At 67.3% G+C, this 19708-nt stretch carries 11 protein-coding genes; 5 read left to right on the top strand and 6 right to left on the bottom strand.

Annotation, left to right across the window (positions count from 1 at the left end; all coding sequences use genetic code 11):
* The first annotated feature begins 124 nt into the window (after nt 1–124).
* From glgX to treZ, 4 genes are all read left to right on the top strand, one after another.
* Nucleotides 125–2242: a glycogen debranching protein GlgX gene (gene glgX, locus C7H75_RS14490; protein ID WP_106851503.1), complete on the top strand. Its 2118-nt coding sequence runs from the start codon at nt 125–127 to the stop codon at nt 2240–2242.
* On the top strand, nt 2239–4617 hold the full coding sequence (gene treY, locus C7H75_RS14495; protein WP_084924395.1) for a malto-oligosyltrehalose synthase: 2379 nt from the start codon (nt 2239–2241) through the stop codon (nt 4615–4617). Before glgX ends, treY begins: the two co-directional genes overlap by 4 nt.
* 112 nt (nt 4618–4729) lie before the next feature.
* Nucleotides 4730–5542, top strand: a complete 813-nt coding sequence (locus tag C7H75_RS14500) for a mycofactocin-coupled SDR family oxidoreductase (protein ID WP_064079393.1) — start codon at nt 4730–4732, stop codon at nt 5540–5542.
* 65 nt (nt 5543–5607) lie between these two features.
* Nucleotides 5608–7368, top strand: coding sequence for a malto-oligosyltrehalose trehalohydrolase (treZ, locus tag C7H75_RS14505; protein ID WP_064079394.1), 1761 nt, complete (start codon nt 5608–5610; stop codon nt 7366–7368).
* On the opposite strand, the gene C7H75_RS14510 is transcribed toward treZ, so the two are convergent.
* The 5 genes from C7H75_RS14510 to C7H75_RS14520 form a co-directional block, all read right to left on the bottom strand.
* On the bottom strand, nt 7349–8086 hold the full coding sequence (locus C7H75_RS14510; RefSeq protein ID WP_233281767.1) for a class F sortase: 738 nt from the start codon (nt 8084–8086) through the stop codon (nt 7349–7351). The two genes, treZ and C7H75_RS14510, sit on opposite strands and share 20 nt — an antisense overlap.
* Nucleotides 8087–8100: 14 nt before the next feature.
* Entirely contained in the window at nt 8101–8253 is a 153-nt protein-coding gene (locus tag C7H75_RS25990; RefSeq protein ID WP_175280036.1) for a hypothetical protein, read from the bottom strand.
* Between the two features lie 4 nt (nt 8254–8257).
* Nucleotides 8258–9061 (bottom strand): class E sortase, encoded by an 804-nt coding sequence (locus C7H75_RS14515; protein WP_106851505.1) that lies wholly within the window; start codon nt 9059–9061, stop codon nt 8258–8260.
* 33 nt (nt 9062–9094) lie between these two features.
* On the bottom strand, nt 9095–9235 hold the full coding sequence (locus C7H75_RS25995; protein ID WP_005512581.1) for a hypothetical protein: 141 nt from the start codon (nt 9233–9235) through the stop codon (nt 9095–9097).
* A 150-nt stretch (nt 9236–9385) separates the two neighbouring features.
* Nucleotides 9386–13810: a DUF5979 domain-containing protein gene (locus C7H75_RS14520; protein WP_233281768.1), complete on the bottom strand. Its 4425-nt coding sequence runs from the start codon at nt 13808–13810 to the stop codon at nt 9386–9388.
* Here C7H75_RS14520 and C7H75_RS26220 point away from each other — a divergent pair.
* Nucleotides 13785–14288 carry a hypothetical protein gene (locus tag C7H75_RS26220; RefSeq protein ID WP_233281769.1) on the top strand — a complete coding sequence of 168 codons (504 nt, stop codon included), beginning with the start codon at nt 13785–13787 and terminating at the stop codon, nt 14286–14288. The genes C7H75_RS14520 and C7H75_RS26220 overlap by 26 nt on opposite strands.
* A 347-nt stretch (nt 14289–14635) precedes the next feature.
* Here C7H75_RS26220 and C7H75_RS14525 read toward each other — a convergent pair whose 3' ends face one another.
* A complete protein-coding gene (locus C7H75_RS14525; protein ID WP_106851506.1) occupies nt 14636–19396 on the bottom strand; it encodes a CLIPPER-2 domain-containing protein in 4761 nt (1586 codons plus the stop codon).
* Between the last annotated feature and the right edge of the window lie 312 nt (nt 19397–19708).

The raw sequence follows: 19708 nt of genomic DNA on the forward strand, positions 1-19708 counted from the left end.
GGAAGTGCGACTTCGTCTCCACGCTAGACCGAACCACTCACCAGCGACAGGGTGAACGAACCTGCGATCGAACCCTTGTCACAATCCGGGTGCACCGGTCGGCTTACAGCTAGGGTTCAGCAGCATGGAGCGCAGCGGGCCCGGCGTAGCGCCGCCGATCGAGACGTGGCCGGGAGCCGCGTATCCGCTCGGCGCCACCTACGACGGGGGCGGCACCAACTTCTCACTGTTCTCCGAGGTCGCCGAGGCGGTGGACCTGTGCCTGATCGCGAGCGACGGCACCGAGACCCGCGTCCGGCTCGACGAGGTCGACGGCCACGTGTGGCACGTGTACCTGCCGTCCGTAGGACCTGGGCAGCGGTACGGGTTCCGGGTCCACGGGCCTTTCGACCCGGAGGCCGGGCTCCGGTGCGATCCATCCAAGTTCCTGCTCGATCCCTACGGCAAGGCTTTCGACGGCGTGTTCGACGGCCACCCGTCACTGCACGCGTTCGGCGAGGACACGCTCGGCCACACGATGACGACTGTCGTGATCAACCCGTTCTTCGACTGGGGCGCGGACCGGCCGCCGCGCACGCCGTACCACGAGACCCTCATCTACGAGGCTCACGTCAAGGGCATGACCGCGACCCATCCGGAGATTCCGGCTGAGCTGCGCGGCACCTACGCCGGGCTCGCGCACCCGGTGGTGATCGATCACCTCCGTGCGCTCGGGGTCACGGCGATCGAGCTGATGCCGGTACACCAGTTCATGCACGACCAGATCCTGCTCGATCAGGGGTTGCGAAACTACTGGGGCTACAACAGCTACGGATTCCTGGCGCCACATGTCGAATACTCGTCGGCCACCGAGCCGAGCGGTGTGGTCACCGAGTTCAAGGCGATGGTGCGCGCGTTCCACGACGCCGGTATCGAGGTGATTCTCGACGTCGTCTACAACCACACCGCCGAGGGCGACCACCGCGGCCCGACCGTCGTCTTCCGCGGCATCGACAACGCCGCGTACTACCGACTCGACGACGACGATCCGTCCCGCTACAAGGACTACACGGGCACCGGTAACAGCCTCAACGCCCGGCATCCGCACACCCTTCAACTCATCATGGACTCGCTGCGCTACTGGGTGACCGAGATGCACGTCGACGGTTTCCGTTTCGATCTGGCGTCGACCCTCGCCCGCGAATTGCACGACGTGGACCGGCTTTCCGCGTTCTTCGATCTGGTGCAGCAGGATCCTGTGGTGAGCCAGGTGAAGCTGATCGCCGAACCCTGGGACGTCGGCGAGGGCGGCTACCAGGTCGGGAACTTTCCCGGGTTGTGGACCGAGTGGAACGGCAAGTACCGCGACACCGTCCGCGACTTCTGGCGCGGACAGCCGGCCACCCTCGGGGAGTTCGCGTCCCGCCTGACCGGGTCGTCGGATCTGTACGAGGCCACCGGGCGTCGCCCCAGCGCGAGCATCAACTTCGTGACCGCCCACGACGGTTTCACTCTCGCCGATCTCGTGGCGTACGAGGAGAAGCACAACGAGGCCAACGGTGAGGACAACCGGGACGGTGAAAGCCACAATCGGTCGTGGAACTGCGGCGTCGAAGGGCCCACCGACGACCCCACTGTCCTCGCCCTTCGGGGCCGGCAGCAGCGCAACATCCTCGCCACGCTGCTCCTCAGCCAGGGCACCCCGATGCTTGCCCACGGCGACGAGATGGGCCGCACCCAGAACGGCAACAACAATGTCTACTGCCAGGATTCGCCGCTGTCGTGGATGGACTGGTCACTGACGCGAACACACTCGGATCTGTTGGCCTTCGCCCGTCGTGCGTCGGCATTGCGGGCCGCGCACCCGGTCTTCCGCCGACGGCGCTTCCTCGCCGGCCGCCCCGTCCGCGACGAACACCGTCCCGACATCGCGTGGCTCACCCCGACCGGCCGGGAGATGACCACCGAGGACTGGGACAGCGGATTCGGCAAGGTCCTGGCGGTGTATCTGGGCGGTGATGCGATACCCGAACCCGATCACCGCGGGCGCCGTGTGGTCGACGACTCGTTTCTGCTGTTCTTCAACGCGCACGATGCCGACGTCGAGTTCGCGGTTCCGTCGGGCCCCGAGGAGAGCCGGTGGGTCGGCGAACTGGACACCTGCTCGCCCACCGGGGCAACGGATCTCGCTGCCCACGCAGGAGACACGCTCACCTTGCCGTCCCGATCCCTGCTGGTGCTGCGGCGGGACCGGCCGTCATGAGACCGATCACCGCGACGTACCGACTGCAACTGCGAGGTGACGCCTTCACCCTCGACGACGCACGCCGACTCGCCGACTATCTCGATCGTCTCGGCGTCTCGCACGTGTACCTCTCGCCGATCCTGACGGCGATGCCCGGATCCACCCACGGCTACGACGTCGCCGACCCCACATCGGTGTCGTCCGAACTGGGCGGGCGTCCCGCACTGGTCGCGCTGTCCGCGGAACTGAGCGAGCGCGGCATGGGACTGGTCGTCGACCTGGTGCCCAACCATCTCGGAATCGGCCGGCCGCAGCACAACCGCTGGTGGTGGGATGTACTGACGAACGGCCACCGCTCCCCGTTCGCCCGGTTCTTCGACATCGACTGGCGGGACGACAACGGCACCGACGGGCGGATCGCGCTGCCGGTGCTCGCCGACGAACGTGATCTGCTGGCCCTGCAGGTCGATCGCACGGGCGGCACTCCCCTGCTGGCGCTGGGCGAGCAGCGCTTCCCGATCGCCCCCGGCACCGACGACGGCGACCCCCGGGAGATTCACGCACGACAGCCGTATCGGCTGGTGCCGTGGCGGGACGGCCGGGTCGGCTATCGGCGCTTCTTCGCGATCAACGATCTGGCCGCGCTCCGGCAGGAGGATCCGCGGGTGTTCGACACCACCCACCACCAGTTCGCATCGTGGGTACGCGACGACATGGTCGACGGTGTCCGGGTCGACCACCCCGACGGGCTGAGCGATCCCGCCGGATACCTGCGCAACCTCCGCGGGCTCATCGGACCCGATCGTTGGCTGGTGGCCGAGAAGATCCTCGCGGCAGGGGAACCGCTCGATCCCACTCTGCCGATCGACGGCACCACCGGCTACGACGCCCTCGCCGAGTACGGTGGCGTGTTCCTCGATCCGGCCGGGACGGCGGCGCTCACCGAGTTGGCGGCCCGTGCCGGCGCGGCCGGGGACCGTGCCTGGTTGGACGAGAACGGAACCGAATTGCGCCGCAGCGTCGCTCGCGGCGACCTCGCTCCCGAGGTACGCCGGCTGACCCGGGCGATGCTGCGGGATTCACCCACGTTCTGCAATCCGGAGCAACTACGCGACGCCCTGGTGGAGGTCCTCGCACACATGCCGGTGTACCGGGCCGACTACGCGCCGCTCGCCGGCATCGTGCCGCGCATCATCGGGGAGACCGTCGACCGGCACCCGGAATGGCAGACGGCCCTGACGACGCTCGCGAGCGCCCTCGTCGACGGCTCCGAGTCCCGGACCCGATTCCACCAGGTGTGCGGTGCCGTCACCGCGAAGGCGGTGGAGGACTGCCTGTTCTATCGGACCGCTCGCCTCGTGTCGCTCCTCGAGGTCGGTGGCGACCCGGGTGTCGTCGGCTGCTCTCCTGCCGAGTTCCATCTGCGTGCCCACGAACGTGCACGCTTCTGGCCGCGCACGATGACCACCCTGTCCACTCACGACACGAAACGCGGGGAGGACGTCCGTGCCCGCATCGGGGTGCTCTCGCAGGTGCCGGAACTGTGGGCCCGCTGCGTCGCCGACTGGGAGATGTCGGCCCCCAGCCCGGACGGCGTCCTGGGACTGATGATGTGGCAGAACATGTTCGGGGTGTGGCCCGTCGACGGACCCTCCCCCGACGGCGCGGACCTGCGGCCGCGTCTGCACGCCTACGCCGAGAAGGCCGCCCGGGAAGCAGGGGTGCGCACGTCGTGGACCGCGATCGACACGAAGTTCGAGGACGCCCTGCACGAGTGGATCGACCGGGTTCTCGACGGTCCGGTGGGCCGGAGCATCGGTCGGATCGCCCAGCACCTGGCACCGCACGGTTGGTCGGACGCGCTGGGCCAGAAGCTGCTGCAACTGTGCGGGCCGGGCATCCCGGACGTGTACCAGGGCACCGAACTGTGGGAGGACTCGCTGGTCGACCCCGACAACCGGCGTCCCGTGGACTTCGCCGTCCGACGCGCCGTCCTGAAATCGATGGACACCCCCGGTGTCGAGACCCCGCCGATCGACGCGTCGGGTACCGCGAAGCTGCACGTGACGCGCATTGCGTTGCGACTGCGGCGGGAGCGCCCCGACAGTTTCGTGGGCGGACACTACCGCCCGGTCTTCGGGGTCGGTCCGGCCCGGGACCACCTACTCGGGTTCGCGCGCGGGCCCGTGGGCGCTCCCTCGGACGTCATCGCACTCGCGACTCGGCACAGCGTGCTGATCCACGAGAACGGTTGGGGTAGTTCGAGCATCGCACTTCCGACCGGAAGCTGGTTCGACCGGCTGACAGGTGAACTCCACACCGGTTCGATCCCGCTGGCGAAGGTCTTCGGCCGGCTACCCGTCGCCCTGCTGGTCCGGCTCGACCGGCCCTGAACGAGGCTCGGCCGCCGCTCGTCCTCCCGGTGACCGGGACCGCGCCGACACCGGTCGCCACCGCTTCATATGGTCCAGATCACACGATCGTCGAAGACTGGAGGCAGTACCCATGAGCGCGAACCGTTTCGTCGGCAAGGTTGCATTCATCACCGGAGCGGCGCGGGGCCAGGGCCGCGCCGAGGCAGTGCGGCTGGCATCCGAGGGCGCCGACATCATCGCGATCGACGCGTGTGCCGACTTCGACTCCACCGCCTACGACGGCGCCACCGAGGCGGACCTCGCCGAGACCATCGCACAGGTCGAGGCACAGGGCCGAAAGATCGTCGCCACCAAGACGGATGTGCGCGACTTCGCCGCGGTGTCCGAAGCGCTCGCAACCGGCATCGCCGCGCTGGGCCGACTCGACGTCGTCGTCGCGAATGCCGGCATCTGTTCGGGCGCCATGTCGTGGGAGATCACCCCCGAGCAGTGGCAGGAGACGCTCGACGTCAACCTCACCGGCGTGTTCCACACCTGCAAGGCCGCGATCCCGCACCTGATCGAGCAGGGCGAGGGCGGTTCGATCGTCATCACCAGCTCCGTGGCGGGTCTGCGCGGGCTGCCGTTCCTCGGCCACTACGTGGCCAGCAAACACGGCGTCACCGGGCTCGCGAAGACGCTCGCCGTCGAACTCGGCGCGCACAACATCCGCGTCAACACCGTTCACCCCAACGGCGTCGACACGGGCATGCAGGTCAACGACATGCACGCGCTGGTGCAGGAGTACGCGACCACGCTGGCCCCGATCTTCATGGGCAGCCTGCCCGACCAGATCAGCCGGCCCGAGGACATCGCCAACGCCGTCGCGTGGCTGGCGTCGGACGAGGCCCGGCACGTCACCGGCATCCAGCTGCCCGTCGACCTCGGGACTCTCATCCGCTGAGAGACTGAGCGGCTGATCGACACAGGTCGGCTGCGGTGTGCACGCGATCGGGGCATGCTGATCACGTGCACACCTTCGAGGTCTGGGCCCCGATCCCCCGCTCGGTGCGCGTCCACGTGGACGGATCCGAGCACGAGATGACGCGCTCCGCCGACGGCTGGTGGCACGCCGACGTCGCCGCCGCGCCGGGGGCGCGGTACGGGTACGTGCTCGACGACTCCCCCGTCGTGCTCCCCGATCCACGCTCCCCGCGTCAGCCGGAGGGCGTACATCTGCCGTCCCAGCTGCACGAACTCGACCCGAACCGGTGGACGGACGCGGCGTGGACGGGCCGGCAGTTGGCCGGCAGCGTCGTCTACGAACTGCACATCGGCACGTTCACGCCGGAGGGCACGTTCGACGCCGCGATCGGCCGCCTCGATCACCTCGTCGACCTCGGCGTCGGCTTCGTCGAGCTGATGCCGGTTGCGGCCTGGGGCGGCACCCACAACTGGGGCTACGACGGCGTGCTCTGGTACGCCGTCCACGAACAGTATGGCGGCCCGGACGGGTTGCAACGGTTCGTCGACGAGTGTCACCGGCGCGGGCTCGCGGTGGCTCTGGACGTCGTCTACAACCACCTCGGACCGTCGGGCAACTACCTCGACAGATTCGGCCCGTACCTCGCCGACGGCGCCAACTCGTGGGGGCGCGACGTCAACCTGTCGGGTCCCGAGTCCACCGAGGTCCGCCGCTACGTCGTCGACAACGCGCTGCGCTGGTTCCGCGACTTCCACGTCGACGCCCTGCGGCTCGACGCCGTGCATGCCCTGGTCGACAACTCGGCGACACACCTGCTCGAGGAGCTGTCGATCGAGGTCCACCGGCTGTCGGCTCATCTGCGACGCCCCCTCACGCTCATCGCCGAGAGCGACCTCAACGACCCGCGGATCATCACGGCACGGGCCGCCGGCGGACTGGGTCTCGACGCGCAGTGGGACGACGACATCCATCACGCGATCCACGCCGCGGTGTCGGGCGAACGTCAGGGCTACTACGGCGATTTCGGCTCGCTGCAGGCCCTCGCCCGCACCCTCACCCAGGGCTACTTCCACAACGGCACGTACTCGACGTTCCGCGGGCGAATCCATGGGCGCCCCATCGACATCCGGAGGATCCCCGCCGACGCGCTCCTGGCCTACACGTGCACGCACGACCAGATCGGCAACCGCGCCACGGGCGACCGCCCGGGCACGTACCTGTCCGACGGGCAACTCGCGATCAAAGCGGCGCTGGTCCTGTGCTCCCCCTACACGCCGATGCTGTTCATGGGCGAGGAGTGGGGCGCCCGAACACCGTTCCAGTACTTCACGTCGCACCCGGAGGCCGACCTCGGTGCGGCGACGGCGGAGGGACGTCGCCGTGAATTCGCCGAGCACGGGTGGACCGCGGACGCCGTGCCGGATCCGCAGGAGCCCGCGACGTTCGAGCGCTCCAAACTCGACTGGAACGAGCCGACGCGTCGGCCGCACGACCGCCTGTTGGAGTGCTATCGGGCACTGATTGCGCTGCGGCGCAGACGATCCGAGATCAGCGACCCGTGGCTCGAGCACCTCGGCATCGAGTACGACGAGGATACGCAGTGGATTGCGATGACTCGCGGGTCGCTGCGCGTGGTGTGCAACCTGGGTCCCGACCCGGTGACGGTGCCGATCGGCGGGATCCCACTGCTGTGGTGGGACGAGCCCACCGTGGACGCGACAGCCTCCGCGGTGGTGTTACCGGGACATTCGTTCGCCGTCCTGGACGCCGATCCGGTCGCCCGGATCAGAACGGGACGGCGGTGACCACCACGTTCTCGAGGTAGGTGCCACGTCCCTGGGCGTCCTTCACGATCTCCCCGCCACACGTGACGACGTGCAGTTCGCGCGGGCCGCCCGGACCCTGGAACGCCCAGTCCGGCAGCGCCTGCTTGACGAACCGCTCCATTTTCGTGATCTTCCAGCGCGTCACGACGCCGTCCTTCGTCACGTACACCGCGTCGCCGGGATACAGCGTGTGCATCCAATACAGGGCACCCTCACCCTGATTCGCGTTGTCGACGTGACCGGCCACCAGGATCCCTCCGTCCGGGGCATCGATCGGCGCCGAACCGGTCCAGTACGTCACCTGGCTCACATCCCGCGGCAGCAACAGGCTCTGATCCGGCGCCAACCCGAGCGGATCGAGCGTGGTCTGCACCCCGATCGCCGGGATCACCACACTGTTGTCGGGCAGCGGTCCGGCGGGCACCTGTGGTCGGTCCGACGGATTCTCCGCCGCCGGTCCGGGTTTGCGCGCCTGCCCACCGGCACCGATCCCCGGCAACGCGCCGTCGACCGGATCCGCGACGCCGTCGGGGGGCAGTTCGAACGTCGATCGCGGTACCGGCGCGGCCGCCGCAGGCTCTGGCTGCAACCCACGGAAGACGAGGAATCCGCCACCCGCGAGCAGGACGAGCGCGACGACGACCATCAGGATCGTCCCACCCCGACCTGCTCGTCGCGCGGCCTCGTGCCTACCCATGAACGCCATCCTCCCTAGACGGTGACGTCAGAGTAGGGCATCTGCGCCGACACCCAGGGGAAGACGACTTCCATGAGGAGCAGCACGAGCGCGACCGCGATGAGGATCACGAGCGCGGCCTTCACCGGACGGGGTCCGGGGAGGGCGCGCCAAAGGTAGCCGTACATCTGTCTACTCCTGCAATGCCGCGGGGAGGGTTCCCGCGGACTTCGACACGGATTCGACGCGAACCGCGTGCACGATCATGCGTTCGGTGTTCGAGAACAACGGATGGCACGTGGTGAGCGTCAGGGTGCTTTCGAGCCCGGAGTGCGGTTCGACCCACGGGGCCCCGGGCAGCGGGTTGACGACCTCGATGTCGTCGGGGGTGGTGATGTGCCGCCCCACGACGTGGGCATAGTCGCCGTCGGCGACGCGATCGACCTGCTCCGGGCTCAGACAGGCAGCCGCCTCGGCGCGGCGCCCGAGCTGATCGTTTCCGAGTGGGAGAACCCGATACGTGATCCATCGGAACTCGGTCTCCACGACCACGGCATCACAGGTGTCGAGCCGATCCAGGTGCTGGAACACCGCACCGGTACCGATGCGATGCCCGGCGAGCGCGAAATTTCCCGGCTCGCCGGGCATTTGGGTGTCGACGTAGTGGCCGGGGCCGGCCCGCAGGTCCTCGTTGCGCGTGCCCTCGACGACGGCGTAAGCGGCATCGAGGGCGGGAATGTGCACGCGCGCAAACCCTTCGCCCAGCGCGGGAGGTGCCGCGGCGACCGACTCGTCGCCGGTCGCCCCGTTGCTCCAGGACTCCGTCAGCCCGCTGTCGACCTCGTCTTGCAGCCGCGCCGAGACGATATTGGTCCAGAACGCCTCGTAGAAGACGTACAGCAGGAGGACGGCCCCCGCAGTGAGGAGCAGTTCGCCGATGACCCGGCCGCTGTTCGGCCGGGCCCGTTCCGGACCCGGAACTTCGGTGTCGCGCATGGGCCGGAGCCCCTTCCACAGGTGTCGAACCGGCTAGCTACCCACGTTGATCGCAGCGCTGCCGGCGCCACCGAGCAGGTCGTAGAGAAGCACGGACAGCCGACCGAGACCGTCGATCACGGCAGAGCCGGTGGTCTGGACGTCGAAGGTGAGGGAGAGCGGGAGGACGAGCACGGAAGTATCTCCTTTTCGAGGGCGACCGAATCATCGGCCGCGATATTCCTTGTCCGCTGTGGAGCGGTGTTCGATTCGAGCGAACTGCGGCGCGGGGCGGATGCGACAGACGAGGTCGCACCCGCCCCACCAGCCGGGTGCCTGAGGGAACTATCCCTCGCCGGACACCCTCCTTCGGCTACGCAGAGTCAGCCATCCACCACCGGCGATCAGCGCGAGCGCTGCACCGGCGAGCCAGACGACGTTCGCACCCGTCACGGGCAGCGACGACGACTGGTCCGGCGCCGGCTTGCTCGGCGCAGGCTTGCCCGGAGCACCGTTGTGGCCGGTCTCGCCCGCATTCTCCGGCGAGGCAGGTCCGCCCGGTTGCGCCGGCCCGCCCGGCTCACCCGAGACCGGCGGCGTCGGCCACTCGGAGCCCGACCCCGGCGGGGTCAGCGATCCGTTCCACGGCGGCAACGGAATCGGGAGCGGGATGATGATCAGACCGTTGCTGCTGGTCTTGTTCTCGAGTCCCAGCACCACCGGCTCGTTCGCGTCACCGGTAAGGGTGACCGAGACTCCGGTCGGCTTGCCGTCGATCGCCGCGACGTCCGCACTACCTTCCTCCACACCCCAGACGACCTCGCCCCACTTGACGTTGGTCACGTCGGTGTAGGCGCCGGTCTCGGCGAAGATGATCTCGGTGCCCAGCGGGAACTGGACCCGGCCGTCGACGACCGGAGCGTCACAGTCGGCCGTCGGGGTGGCCGGAGCGCCCGGCTTCACGTCGAGGACACAGGAACGGTTCTCGTCGTCGACATCCGTCCACGAGGCCGTGACCTGGAAGATCGTCGAACCGTCCTTGGCGACCTGATTGCCCTTCGGACCGCTCACGATCTTGTCGATGTCCACGTCCGCCGTGGGGATCGGTCGGTTGCGGATCTCCACCACGGATTCGTCGCCCGCAACGATCTGGACCGTGTTGCGGTCACCGGGCTCACCGGCATCCGCGGCCACGTAGTAGAACGGCCGCGCCCAATCCATTCCGGGCAGGGCGGCGGGATCGACCTCGGAGAAGGTGATCACCGTGTTCCGCGGCAGAACGTCGCCGGACTTCCAGCTCCAGCCGTTTGCGGCGTCGAGGGTGATGGTCTCACCCACGGCCGGGAAGTCGGTTCCTCCCGGAAGTGCCGGATCGATGCCCTCGATCCGGACCTCGAACGCCGCACCGTCGGGCAGGTCGGCCTCGGTGGCGGGGACGGGATCCTCACCGTCGAAGACGAACTTGGTGAACTCGACGGAGCCGTTCTTCCACAGCGCCTCGTTCGACAGCGTGATCAGACGGCCGTCCGTCGGGTCGTCGGAGACGATGCCGGTCGCGGTGCCACCGGGATTCGTGACGAGCCACGATTCGCCGTTCGGGTCCGTGCCCCACGAGATCGTGCCCCATTCGACTCCGGCGATCTCGGGACGCCCGGTCTCGGTGAAAGTCACCTCGGTACCGACGGGGAGGTCGACACCGAGCGACGTGGCCGCGCCCTGCTTCACGGTCAGGTCCTTGGTGACGTACTCGGTGCCGTCCTTCCAACGTGCCTGCACCGTGAACTCGGCGTCGTCACCGACCGCCTCGGCGGCCTCGCCGCCGACCTGCTTGGCGATGCGCAGGGTGCCGTCGTTCTTGTCGACGTAGTTCGTCACCTCGACCTTGCCCGCGTCCTTGCCGATGGTGACCGCGGCCGAGCCGTCGTCACCGATCGTCACGTTCCCGGAGTACGAGGGCACGCCCCACGCGAGGCCGTTGCCGTTCGCCGGAACCGTCTCGGTCAGCGTGACTTCGGTACCGCCCGGCAGATTCACACCGAACGGAACCGCGGTGCCGTCGGCCGGGAGCGTGAGCGTCTTGGACTGCGGCGCTCCGTCCGCGTTCCAACTGGCGATCACGTCGAACGTCTTCGGCACGGACTTGTCGAATGCCTCGGGACCCGTGAGCTTCTTGCTGACCGCGAAGGTGCCCATGGTGACCTTGGCCTCGTTCGTGACGGAGACCCTGTTCGCCGTGGCATCGGTGCCGATGGTGAGCGTCTTCGGCTCGATCACCGGTGCCGACCACGTCACCCGATCGGTGTTCAGCGGCAGTACCTCCGAGAAGGTGACCTTCGCTCCGATAGGTAGATCTGCCAGCTCGAAGTGCTGGCCATTCCGCAGGGTGAACTGGCGCACCTCGTCGCCGGTGGTGTCGTCGTCGTCGGCGATGTGTGCGTCGATGACGAAGGACTCGTTGCCGGTGAGACCGCCGAGCCCGTCACCCACGACGGCCTTGGTGATCGTCGCCTTGCCCAGGACGGCGTTGTTGACCAGGGTGACACCGATGTTGGTCTTCGGTGCAATGGTCACGACCGCCTGGGTCTGATCCGCGTTCAGGGTCACGCCCTCTGCCGGACGGAACTTGCCCTGCTCGAAGTAGACGCCGTCGACGGTGGGCAGATCGATCTCGGACAGGCGGATCTGCCAACCGGTACCGCGGGGGTTGACTCCGCTGACGGGTGTGCCGTCCGCCTTCACCTTGACGTTGTACGAGCTGTCCGGCTTGTCGGTCGCCGGGTTCTTACCGGGGGCGAACTCCTCGACCTTGACGGTGAACTCGGTGCTCTGCGGGAACGGCTTGGAGAAGGACGCGACCTCCTTCAACAGCGAGAACGAGCCGCGCGACACGCCGGTGCCGGTGCCGCCGCCACCCCACTCCTGTCGGACGCTGCTCGTGATGGCATCGCGGCCCTGGTAGGTGAGCGAGTTTCCGTACACCGTGCCACGCCCGTCGAGACCACCGCTGGCGGTGCAGAGGGTGTAGTCGATGTAGTACCGGGTCTCACGGTCGTACTCCTCCAACGGCAGGGTGAAGTCGACCCCGCCGGCCGTGCGCACGACGCCGGTGGTGGCGGTGAGGTCCCGCTCGGCAACAGCCTTGTCGCCGAGGAAGTCCCGCGCGATCACCCGGAGATTGAGGTTTGCCTTGATGTCGTTGCCGACGTCGCAGACGGTCAGGGTGCCCGAGAAGGTGTCACTGATGACCGCCGGTTCCGTCAGGCCTTCGAGGTGACGTCCGGGAATCTCCACCTTCCAGTCGAGGGTGGTGCCGGCCGGCTGCTTCTCACCGGCGACGTCACGCTCGGTGGTGTTGAGCTGGCCGCTCTTGCCGCTCTTGAACTCGGGGCCCCTCACCGAAGCGGTGACCGGGGGGCGGCCGTTGAGGCTCGCCGAGTTGGCGAAGACCTCGGTGTTGTCCGGGACCCTGTCCTCGGTGAGGCAGGTCCGGTAGCTCACGTAGTAGTACTGCTCGGGGTCGAACGCGGCGACGTCCTTCGGCGTGATCGTGACGCTGATGTCCTTGGCGCCGGGGGCGGCATCGACATCGATCGTGAACTGGGCGGTGACATCCGTCCGCCCGGGGCTGTTGCCGCTTGCATCGGGCAGGTAGTTCGCCTTGGCGATCTTCACGACGAGCCCCGTCGCGCAGACGGCGTGGTTGCCCGTGAGGGTGTCGGCGATGGACACCGTATGGTCGGCGCTGCCGGCGATGAACGTCCCGGGGACCATGATGGTCCAGGCCGCCTCCTTGTAGCGCTTGCCCTTGTCCAGGCTGCCGGACTTCGACGGCGCGGTCTGCGGCGTCCAGTCCTGGCCGACGCCGGTCGACGGCACGTCCTTGTTGCCGATCGTCACGGCGTTGTCGTAGACGGTTCCGACCGGGTCCACCTGTCCACTGGCCGTGCACGAGGTGTACTCGATCCGGTACAGCAGGTTGCTGTCGAATGCCTTGCCGTTCGTGAGCGCGATCGAGACGGGTTCGCCCGCGGCATCCTGGGTGACGGTGACGCCACCGCTGACCGCCTTCAGGTCGCCCGGGCGACCGGACTGCAGCGTCGCGTTGAGCCGACCGGTGTCGCAGAGCTTCATGTTGGCCGAGAGCGCGTCGTTCAGGGTCACCGAACCGGTACCGGCTGCGTCCAGAGCGGCCAGGTCCTTGCCGGGAATGTCGATGGTCCACCGCACGGCCTGCTTGTCCGACTGCAGCTTTCCGGACTTCTTGGCAGCGCCGAGATCCTTGCCGTCGCTGATGCCGCCACCGCCGGGCAGCGGGTACGACTGCGTGAACTCGCCGTTGAGGACGAAATCGATGTTCTCGGCCGTGGTGTAGGCAACTGCCTTCGTGTAGACCTCGAAGTCGCCGTAGACGTCTTCGGGCCTGTCCGCCACCGCATCGGTGAGCACGCAGGTCATGAGGTTGGTGGCGGCCACCAACTCGCAGGTGCCCCAGACAGTGCCGTCGCCGACCAGATCGATCCTGGGGTTGGCGTCGAGTTTGAGGACCTCAGGGAACCGGACGGTGAACTGGTCGCCGGGCTGAGGAGCGGCGGTCCGCGCGTCCCACTTGCCCTTCACCGAGACGGAATCGCCGACCTTGATCTGCTGGCCGTTCGCCCCCTCGACCTGGACGTCGGTGATCTCGACGGTGATCTTGTCGTTGACTCCGCGCGGGGTGACGGCTGCGGCACGCTGCTGCGCCGTCGTGGTCGGCACGCTCGTCGTGGTCACCGGCGACGTCGACTCGGCCGGGGCCGTCGTCGTGGTCACCGGCGCCTGCGACGTGGTGGTCGTCGGCGCCTTGGTCGTGGTCGTCGGTGCGATCGGAGCGGAGCTCTGTCCCGTCGTCGAGGGCGAGCTCTCGGCGGTGCGCGTCGGAGCGGAGGTGGTCGATGTTTCGCTCGGGTTCGCCGAGGCCATCGGGGCGATGGAGAACGAGGATAAGACCAGAGTCAGAACCGCAAAGATCATCCCGAGCGCCGCCCACCGTGACACCACCTCCCCTCCGGCACGACGCAGGAACACACGTTTACGCATGAAGGACACCTCTCGTTCGACACTCCGATTTGCCGCACGCCTGACGAGGGGCCGGCGACCGACTACGGAAACAGGACAAACACCTCATATACACGAAGTGATGACACGAAAAGTGACACAGAAACTCGTCCACACCGGGGATGGGGTCTCGGGCGCGAGCGCGCAGTCATAACGAAATGGCATGCGCTGCTGATCAATTCGGAGTTGCGCCGCGATCCGATCGACACGTACCGGCGATGACCGGACACTTGCGTGCCGATCGGAATCTCACCCTCGAAATCATCCACCTCTCGGCCGAAAGGTGACCCACCGCACACCTCCGCGGTCCACCGGAGACCCCCCGTTCCGAGGGCGGTCGATGCAGCGAATTGTGTCGTACACCACTGTGCCGCAACCGGTCCGCGGCCGCCAGCCGAAGCGGGGCGAAGGCGCCACCCGATTGCCCCACGGGGCCGCGCCGAAGCAAGGGTGGCCCGAGACGATTCCGTCTCGGGCCACCCCGTCAATCGTCAGGGTTCATCACAGGTCCGTGACATCACCGTCCTCGGCCCTGCGCCTGCGCAGTGCCACAACCAGCACACCGCCTGCGGCGATCAGCAGTGCCAGTCCGCCGGCGACGAGACCGGAGTTCAGCCCGCCGTCACCGTCGGCGCCCAGACCGGAGTCGATCAGCCCGCCCTTGGGATTCGAGGCCTGGGTCTCGGCGTCCGTGCCCGACTCCGTGCCCCCCTGTCCCGGCTGGTTGCCTTCACCGGTGGGGTTGCCGTCGATGACCGGCGTGTCCGTACCCGCCGGCTCGCCCGCAGGTCCGGTCGACCCGGTCGAGCCGAGCGAGCCGGTCAGGAGCCCCGGGATAATCGGGATGATGATCAGACCCGGGAAGCTCGACTTGTCCGGTGTCACCGTCTCGTTCGACGGCTCCGACACCACCTCGTCGCCCTTCGGGTTCGTGCCCGACGCGGTCGCGACGTTGTCGATGCGTCCGTTCTTCACGTCGGCCCGCGTCACGACGTAGGTCGCGGTGCATGCCACCGAGTCCTTCGGCGCCAGCGACTTCGCCTCGTCGGGGCAGGTGATCGCCGACATCGTGCCGGTGCCCGTGAAGTCGCCCTCGTTCACGGTGACGTCCTTCAGGGTCACGTCTCCGACATTGGTGATCACGAACCGGTAGGTCACCTCCTGCCCCAGCTTCACCTTCTCGCGCGGGTTCGCCTTCTTGACGATGCTGATGCCCGGGTGCGGATGGCCCGGCAGCGACACCTGCGACTCCGGCGACTCGATCGGCTCCTTGCCCGGCGGGGTGCCGGTCGCGGTCGCGACGTTGTCGAGCTTGCCGGCATCGATGTCGGCCTGCGTCAGCGTGTAGTTCGCGGTGCAGGTCACCGCGTTGTTGGGCGCCAGCGCGCTCGCGCCCGCCTCGCAGACCGGATCGGACATCGGCCCGGATCCGGTGAACGACTTCTCGTTCGGGCGAACGTCGGTGAGCGTGACGTCACCGGTGTTCGTGATCACGAACGAGTAGGTGATCTCCTTGCCCACCGTGAACTCGGACGAGTCGGAGATCGACGCAGTCTTCACGATCGACAGGTCCGGGTTCGGGTTGCCCTCGATGCCGCCGTCCGACGGCGGGGACTCGATCGGCTCCTCGGTACCCGGAGGCGTGCCGATCGCGGTGGCCGTGTTCTCCACCTTGCCGGCATCGACATCGGCCTGGGTCAGCTCGTACAGCGCCGTGCAGGTCACCTGCGCACCCGGAACCAACGACTTCGCCTCCTCCGGGCACGAGAGATCGGTGATCTCGCCGGTACCGGAGAAGTCGCCTTCCTTGATCGAGACGTTCGCCACCGTGACATTGCCCGTGTTGGTGACCGCGAACGAGTACTTCACCTTCGCGCCGGCCTTGAAACCGTCCAGGCTCGTCAGTGAGGCCGACTTCACGACCTCGAGCTGGGGCGCCTGCGCACCGGTGACGTCGACGTCCGACGGATCGGACTCGATCGGCGTTCCCGACGGCGGGGTACCCGTCGCCGTGGCAGTGTTCTCGACCCTGCCCACGTTCATGTCCTCGACCGTGAACGTGTAGGTGGCCTCGCAGGTCACCGACTTCCCGGGATTCAGCTCCTTCGCATCGTCCGGGCAGCTGATCGCGGACAGCGTTCCCTTGCCGGAGAACTCGTTCTCCTTGACACCGACGTCCTTCAGGGTCTGATCACCGGTGTTGGTGATCGTGAACTTGTAGGTGACGGTGTCGTTCACCTGGACGTTCTCCCGCGGTTCCGCGGTCTTCTCGAGCTTCAGTCCCGCCTGGGGATCACCGGCGAGGTTCTCCTCGTCCTGCGGGGACTCGATCGGGGTGTCGGCGCCCGGGGGCGTGCCGACCGCGGTCGCGACGTTGTCGAGCTTGCCGGCGTCGATGTCCTTCTGCGTCAGCTCGTACGTTGCGGTGCACGACACCTCGGCACCCGGCGCCATGGACTTCGCTTCCTCCGGGCAGGACACGTCGGAGAGCTCACCGCTGCCGGAGAACGCACCCTCGACGACCTTGACGTCCGTCAGGGTCTGGTTGCCCGTGTTGGTGACGTCGAATGTGTAGGTGACCTTCTGGCCGACCTTGAAGTCCGAGACACCCTTGGGCGACGCTGTCTTGACGATCTCGAGGTTCGGCTTCTGGTTACCCGTCAGCTTCGCGTCGTCCTCGTCGGACGTGACAGGATTACCCGATGGCGGAGTGCCCGTCGCCGTCGCGGCGTTGTCGAGCTTGCCCCGGTCCACGTCCGCCTGGTCGAGCGTGTACGTGGCGGTGCACGTCACGGATTCGTTGGGTGCCAGCGACTTCGCGGCATCCGGGCAGTCGAACGCCGAGATCCTGCTGCTCTCACCCGTGAAGGCGGTCTCGTTCGGACGCACGTCCTTCAGTGTCACGTTGCCCGTGTTGGTGATCGTGAAGCTGTAGGTGACGGTCTCGCCCACCGCGAACTTGTCCGCGTCCGTCGGCGACGCCGACTTCTCCAGGGCGATCGCGGGCTTCGGCTCGCCCGAGAGCGTCTTGTCCGACGGCTTCGAGGTGACCGGCTCACCCGACGGCGGCGTACCCGTCGCGGTCGCGGTGTTCTCCAGCTTGCCGGCATCGATGTCGGCCTGCGTCAGCGTGTACTTCGCCGTGCAGGTCACCGACGCACCCGGCGGCAGCGACGCCGCTCCTGCGGGGCAATCGAACGTCGACATGTCGCCCGAACCCGAGAACTTCGTCTCGTTCGGATGCACGTCGGTGAGCGTCACGTCGCCCGTGTTCTTGATCAGGAAGGTGTACGAGATCTCCTGGCCCACCTTGTAATCCGCGGTGGTCGACGGCGATGCGTCCTTCACGAGAGACAGTGACCGGGCAGGATTGCCCTCGACGATCTCCTTGCCCGGCGGGGACACGATCGGCGTGTCTGTGCCCGGCGGCGTGCCCGTCGCGGTCGCGGTGTTCTCGATCCTGCCGTTGTCGATGTCCTTCTGCGTCAGCGTGTACTCCGCGGTGCACGTCACCGATGCCTTCGGCCCGAGCGCCTTCGCCGTGTCGGGGCACTCGACCGCCGACAACGGACCGGCGCCCGTGAACGCGCCCTCGTTCACCCCGACGTTCCGCAGCGTCACGTCACCGGTGTTGGTGATCTTGAAGCTGTACTTGATCGTCTGACCGAGCTTGTAGCTCTCTGCATCCTTCGGCGACGCGGACTTCACGATCGAGATGCCGGGCGTGGCCGGACCACCCTTCAGCGGCACCTTGGACTCGGCGGAGTTCACCGTCTTGCCACCCGGATCGGTGCCGGTCGCGATCGCGGTGTTGTCGACGGTGCCGCGGTCGATGTCCTCCTGCTGGAGCACGTACGTCGCGGTGCACGTCACGGAAGCCTTGGCGGCCAACGATTTCGCGCCCTCAGGGCACGAGAAGTCGGACATCTTCGCCTTACCGGAGAAGTCCTTCTCGACCGGCTTGACGTCCTTCAACGTCACATCGCCGGTGTTGGTCATCTTGAAGCTGTAGGTGATCGTGTTGCCGACCGTGAAGTCGGCTGCGGTGTTCGGCGCAGCCGTCTTCTCCAGCGCGAGACCGGACTTGCGTGAGCCGTTGGTGAAAGTGCAGCTGATGCTCTTGCCGGCGGAACCACTGGGAACCGCCACGGTGCCCGTCGCGCCGTCCCCACTCGAGATCGTGGCCGACGTCTTCGCGTCGACGCACTCCCACGTGGTGCGGTAGTTCGAGAGATCGGCTCCGCTCTTCGCAGTCTCCTTGATCGTGTAGGACTTGCCCGAGAGTCCGAGCACCGGCCCCGCCACCGCGTCCTGGAGCCCCTTCTTGTCGCCAGACGTCGTTGCCGTGTTTCCGGTACTCAGACCGTTGCCGGTGATCTCGAGGCCGAACTGGTCACCGGATGCGACACGGCCGTCGGGGAGGTTCTTGTGAAGCTCGATGGTGACCGGATCGGTGCACGAACCCATGTCGGTCATGTCTCCCGCTTGGGAGAACGACGCCACCTGGCCGCCGGTGCTCGGATCGACGCGCACCAAACTGCTGCTGCTGCCGACGTACAGGTAACCGCTGGGACCGAAGGCGATCGAGTTCGACTTCTTGAACGCGCTGGTCTGCTCGGTGACAGCAGTACCCGTCAGGTTGTTCGAGCTCGGAGTGATCGGCCCCGCGATTCGGTACACACGGCCGTTGGAGTCGCCACCCGCGACGACGTACATGTTGCCCGTCGCATCGAAGGCCAGGTCGCCGTTGCCTCCGGGTGCACTCGGCAGCGAGGCGGTGATGATCGAGTTCGACACCACACCGGTGCCGGGGTTGTAGGAACCGAACTTGAACGTGTCACCGCCGTCACGACCGCCGAAATAGAAGATTCCGGTGGTGGGGTCGATGGCGCCGTGGGTCCCCGAAAGGCTCAGCTTGTGTGTGGCGCTCGTGGTCTTCTCCGTAAGGGCGTCGTACTTGTAGATCGTCTTCCCGGAGGTGTAGACGGCGTACGCGCCGCCCGGCGCGATGCCGAGCTGGTTCGCCTCGTTGCCCGAGACCGGGAAGGATGACGTCGCAGCTCCGGTGTTCGGGTCGATCCGCTTCGCAGCATTCGAACCGTCGTCTACCGAGTAGAGAACGTCGCAGCTCAGCGGTGTTCCCGCTGCTGCCGCCGTCCCCGCCCCGACCGTTGCGGTCGTAATCGTGACCATGGCGGCCAACATGGCCATGACCACAGTTCGGATGACGCCCCTGCGCAGGGCGCCGCTCAACCTCACCATTTGAGGCCCTTCTTATGGACGCCCGGCCGGATTCGGCTGCGAGCGATGGATGACATGGACAATCACCCCGACGCGGGACATACAAACACAATCGGTAGTACACGTCCTTCATCCCCGGAGCGCCTCGAACCGCTTCACCCGAGCACTCACCCTCGCGAAAAGACAAGCACCGCAGTGTCTTTCATATAGGGGATGCACCGAGGGTGAAAAGCCAGGGTGATAGCGCAAGATTCAACCATTTCACCCGCAGATTCATACCTTTGTACTGCAGTCCAAACTCGCTGCGCACCAGAGGTATTCGATCAGAAGGAC

The organism is Rhodococcus (subgen. Prescottella) equi (assembly GCF_003013675.1).
In the GTDB taxonomy this organism is placed as follows: domain Bacteria; phylum Actinomycetota; class Actinomycetes; order Mycobacteriales; family Mycobacteriaceae; genus Prescottella; species Prescottella equi.